Source organism: Ideonella sp. P3_A4, assembly GCF_056403075.1.
In genome coordinates, this window is record NZ_JBFUGE010000460.1 from 1 (window position 1) to 4,776 (window position 4,776).

Genomic DNA, 4,776 nt, shown 5'->3' on the forward strand with positions numbered 1-4,776 from the left:
TCCCAAAGCCGCGTCCCAAAGCCGCGCTGGCGTGCCCGCGTGCACCGCATCACCGGCGAGCACCAGTGGGAAATCAACAAGCGCGGCTACCCGGTGTCGCGCATCGTTGGTGATCTTGAAGCCTCAGGGTTGACGGTGCTGCGGACCTTCCGCGCGCCTGAGAACCCGTATCACCGCTTCTTCGTCTGCCGCAAGTAGACGGCTAGGTTGCCCTCGACCATCGCGTCGATCGAAAACTGCTTTTCGACCCACAGCCGGCCCGCTGCGCCTTGGCGAGTGCGCAACTCGCCTGACCCGAGCAGCTCGTTCAGCGCGCTGGCGAGCGCGGCCACGTCGCCAGGCTCGATCAATGCGCCGGTCAAGCCCGGCTGCACGATTTCCGGGATGCCCCCGGCGCGGCCTGCGACGATGGGCACGCCACAGGCCGCGGCCTGTAGCAACGCGACGCCCAGGCCCTCCATGTAGGCTGGGTGCGCCAACACGTCGAGGCACGGCAGCACACGGTCCAGGTCGCTGCGGAATCCCGTCAGCTGCACGCGGGCCGACAACTGCGGATCAGCCGTCACCCGCTGCTGAATCTCGTCCACCAAAGGCCCCTGGCCCAGCAGCAGCACACGCGCTTCGGGGTGGCGGGCGAACACCGCAGGCAGCGCATCGAGCAAAGTTGCGTGACCCTTGCGCTCGATGAACTGCGCGGCCATGCCGATCACCAGGGCCTCGTCGGGCAGCTTGAATTCTTCGCGGAACCAGCGCAGCTCGCCGCGCCCGGGCCGGTATTGCGCGGTGTCCACCGCGCTGGGCACGCAGGTGATGCGCGCCCCGGGAACGCCTTCGCGCAGCAGCACCTCGCGAATGCCTTGCGAGATGGTCACCACATGATTGGGCAGGCGGTATTTCAAGGCTGCCCACAGCTTGGATTCGGGGTTGTCGACGCGGCGGCTCAACACCGTCGGCACGCGGTGCAATCGGCCGGCCAAGGCACCCCAGGTGTCGCAGCCACGCCGGCTGTGCAGGTGCAGGACATCGGGCTCCATCTCGCGCATCAGCTGCCGCAGGCGACCCACCAGGCCGATGTCGGCGTCGCCGCCCATGGGCATCTCGTGCACAGGCAGCCCCAGGTCGCGCACCGCCGTGGCAATCGCGCTGCCTTGCGGGCAGGCCAGCGCCACGTCGACGCCGCGCTGGGCCAGCCCGCGCATCAGGAACACGACCTGCAGTGCGCCACCGTACAAGTGCCTGCCAGCTTCGACGTGCAAGACCTTCATGCGGCCCCCAGCTGCAATTGCTTGCGCACCTGCGCCATCACCAGATCGACCGTCCAGTGCCGCATGCAGTGATAGGCGCCACCGCAAGTCGGGTGGCGGCGGCAGGGTGAGCAGTCCATCGGTTCGTAAAGAATCGCCGTGCGTGGCGAACCGGTGTCGAGGTAGGGCCGGGTCGAGCCGAAGAGGCCGACCGTCGGCACGTTCAGTGCCGTGCCCATGTGCGTCAGCCCGGTATCCACGCCGATCAGCAGCGCGCTGTCGGCGATCGCGGCCACGGTTTCGTCCAGCTTCAGCTGACCCACCATGTTGACCAGCGTCGGGCTGGTGGCGGCGATGCGCGCGGCCGCTTCGCTGTCGGACGGCCCGCCCATCAGCACCGGCACCAGGCCTTCGGCTCGCAGCGCGCCGGCCAGCGCGGCCCAGCGGTCCTCGAACCAATGCTTTTGCGGCCGGGTCGTGAAGGGGGCCAGCACCGCAAAGCGGCCGGCCGGTCCGATTGGAACGCCGGCGGTAGCCAAGGCAGCACGGGCGACATCGCGCGGGCCAGCACCGACGGCCAGGTCCAATTGAAAGCTGCCCGGCGGCGCGCCCAGGTAATCGGCCAGGTCGCGGTACTCGTGGCTCATGCGCGGGTCGTCGCCTTCGCGCGGACCCACCCGCTCGGTCATCAACCACTGGCTGCCCTCGCGCGACAGCAGCCCGACCCGCCGCCGCGCACCCGCCAGCCAACCCAGCAGGCCGCTTTTCAGCAAACCTTGCGCATCGAGCATCAGGTCGAACCGGCGCGCACGCAACTCGGCCCGGAAGCGGCGCACGGTGCGCCACAACTCGCCGTAGCGGCGCTCTTTCCACAGCTGCTGCCAGGCAGCTCGTGGCCAAGGGATCACCTCGTGCAGCTGCGGGTTGTGGCGCAACAAAGGCACCGTCGTGGGTTCGGTCAGCCAGCTGATCTGAGCATCTGGCCAACGCGCGCGCAGTGCCGGGATCAGGCCCGAGGCCATCACGACGTCGCCAATGGCGCTCAGGCGCACGACCAGGATGCGCTGAGTCACGCGGRGCGGCGCCCTTGGCGGCGCGGCAAAGTCTGGCAAGTCGGCATGAAGAACGTGCGAAACATCGGTGATATCCGGCCCGTCGGTCGCCGGGCGAGCGGCATTATCAGCGGGTCGAGACTTCTACCGCAGGAATGCGGCACCGCTCGTGGCGAGGTCTTGTCCAATAGGCGATAATGGTGCGTTGGCGGAGCCAACGCTGCCCGTCACGATGCATTGTCAACGTGGCGAACTGCCTGTACGGCAGATGTGGCGTGACCTTCGCCGTTTCAAGTTCTGTCAGTCAAAGGAGCTTACCCTGGCCAAGGACGATCCCAAGACCTCCATCGATGCAGGGGGTTTGCGTTACCGCTCGAAAGTGGCGGGTTCTCCATTCTCCGCGACAGGCGCGTTTGGCGCCGCCACCATGTCGTGTTTTCTGTGTGGTAAACACCGCCCGCGGGCGCAGCTGAAATCGCGCAAGTTGCTGGGCAAGGCCCAGGCCGTCTGCTCGCCGTCCTGCCGCGAGCTGGACGCAGCCCAAACCTGACAGGGCCCCGGGGCCGCCTTTCGGCGGCCGCGCCCATTTTTGGCCACGACTGTTCATGTCGATGCCTGACAACGACCCGCCTGAACTCCCCGAAGCAATCGATCCCTGGGTCGATGCGGCCGCCCCCACCGCCCTGACGCGGCGCGAACGAGCCGTTGTGCTGGCGCGCATCGAAGCACTGATGGAGTTCTGGGGCATCACGGTCGAAGACCTGATGGCGCCCACCCCCGACGTGCCGCCGCCACCGCCCGCCGGCCCGCTGCCCATCAAATACCGCCACCCGGTCACCGGCGACACCTGGGACGGCCAAGGCCCCCACCCCGACTGGTTGCGTCGCGCGCTGTTGCAAGAAGGCCTGCGCGTCGACGAGCTGAAACCTGCCGAAGCACTGCCGCCCACCTCGGAAGCCGGCTGATCCCACATTCGAGGCCCTGCGCCACCTAAGCCAGAGATTGCACGGACTGGCCCGCGGCGCCCACAATCCCCGGTCTTCAAAGCACCGCACGGGGGATTGCCATGGCCATCGACAAAGTCGTGCTCACGCAGCGCGCTGCACTGCACGCCAAATATGGCGACGCCGGACTGGCGCGCATCGGCAAGGCCCTGCAGGCGCTGGTGGCGGCCGACAAGCGCKGCGGCCTGGCCACCGTGGTGATCCACCTCGACGACGACGCTGAGATGGCGCCCTACGGCGGCCCCACGCCGGCGGTGGCCGATGCACGGGCGGTCAAGAACGCCATCGACCGCATCGCCACCGCCGCGCTGCCGCACTACCTGCTGTTGCTGGGCGGGCCGGACGTGATGCCAATGGTACCGATCACGAACCCCGCCTACAGCGGGCCGGACGGTGACTCCGACCGTCAAGTGCCCAGCGACCTGCCCTACGCCTGCGACGCCCCCTACAGCACCAACCCCAACCGCTTTCTGGGCCCGACCCGGGTGGTGGGACGACTGCCGGACCTGATCGGCGCCACCAAGCCGACCCTGCTGACCCAGCTGATCAATGCGGCGGCGCGCGCCAAGCCGCGCCCCCGGTCGGACTACCAATCGAGCTTTGGCCTCAGCACCGAGGCCTGGGCCAAGTCGACCGCGCTGAGCCTGACCAACACCTTCGGCCATGCCAACAACCTGCTGACCAGCCCGACCAAAGGCCACCGCTGGACAGCCAATCAACTGGCAGCGCGGGTGCATTTCATCAACTGCCATGGCGGCGACTGCGTGCCCGAGTTCTACGGCCAACCGATCGACAAGGACGAGTTCCCGTTGGCTCACCATGCCAAGCATCTGCAAGGCAAGGTCAGCGCCGGCACCGTGGTGGCCGCCGAGTGCTGCTACGGTGCGCAGCTCTACGACCCCGCCGACGCGGCGGGCCAGAAGGGGATTGCGCTGGCCTACCTGGAAGACGGCGCGTCGGCGGTCTTCGGCAGCACCACCATCGCCTACGGCCCCTGCGAAGGCAACGGTTCGGCCGACCTGGTCTGCCAGTTCTTCGTCCAGCAGGTGCTGGGCGGCTCATCGCTGGGTCGCGCGGCGCTTGAAGCGCGGCAGAAGTTCGCCGGCGCACGCACCCACCTGGACCCGTATGACCTGAAGACCTTGATGCAGTTCTACCTGCTGGGCGATCCTTCGGCGCAGCCGGTGGCGGTGACCGCGCACTCGCTGACCCGCGGCAAAGCCTTTCGCAAGGCCTTTGCCGACACCCAGGACCGCACCGTGCGCAACCTGCGCCGCGAACGGCTGGAGCGCGAAGGCAAGTACCTGGGTCAAGTCCTGCCGGCGCTGCGGCCAATCGACCAAGGGCCTGGCGACAAGGTGGCCACGGCCCTGAAGGCCATGACCCGCGAGTCCGGCTTGCAAGGCGAGCTGGCGCACCTGAGCTTCGAGATCACACCGCCCAAGCGGGGCCGCCAGACCAGTCCGCAGCGCCGCG

6 protein-coding genes are annotated in these 4,776 nt (G+C 68.2%); 4 read left to right on the top strand and 2 right to left on the bottom strand.

Annotated features, from left to right (window positions below; all coding sequences use genetic code 11):
• On the top strand, positions 1 to 198 hold a 198-nt coding region (locus AC1DYI_RS26730), incomplete at its 5' end, for a hypothetical protein (RefSeq protein ID WP_477207160.1).
• Here AC1DYI_RS26730 and AC1DYI_RS26735 read toward each other — a convergent pair.
• Entirely contained in the window at positions 171 to 1,265 is a 1,095-nt protein-coding gene (locus AC1DYI_RS26735; protein ID WP_477207161.1) for a glycosyltransferase, read from the bottom strand. The genes AC1DYI_RS26730 and AC1DYI_RS26735 overlap by 28 nt on opposite strands.
• Positions 1,262 to 2,317, bottom strand: coding sequence for a glycosyltransferase family 9 protein (locus AC1DYI_RS26740; protein ID WP_477207162.1), 1,056 nt, complete (start codon positions 2,315 to 2,317; stop codon positions 1,262 to 1,264). The genes AC1DYI_RS26735 and AC1DYI_RS26740 overlap by 4 nt, the downstream gene beginning before the upstream one ends.
• A gap of 211 nt (positions 2,318 to 2,528) precedes the next feature.
• On the opposite strand from AC1DYI_RS26740, the gene AC1DYI_RS26745 reads away from it, so the two are divergent.
• From AC1DYI_RS26745 to AC1DYI_RS26755, 3 genes are all read left to right on the top strand, one after another.
• Positions 2,529 to 2,846, top strand: coding sequence for a hypothetical protein (locus AC1DYI_RS26745; protein ID WP_477207163.1), 318 nt, complete (start codon positions 2,529 to 2,531; stop codon positions 2,844 to 2,846).
• A 55-nt stretch (positions 2,847 to 2,901) separates the two neighbouring features.
• Complete coding sequence (locus AC1DYI_RS26750; protein WP_477207164.1) at positions 2,902 to 3,261, top strand: H-NS histone family protein; 360 nt, start codon at positions 2,902 to 2,904, stop codon at positions 3,259 to 3,261.
• A 101-nt stretch (positions 3,262 to 3,362) separates the two neighbouring features.
• A partial coding sequence (locus AC1DYI_RS26755) for a C25 family cysteine peptidase (protein WP_477207165.1) occupies positions 3,363 to 4,776 on the top strand: 1,414 nt, incomplete at its 3' end.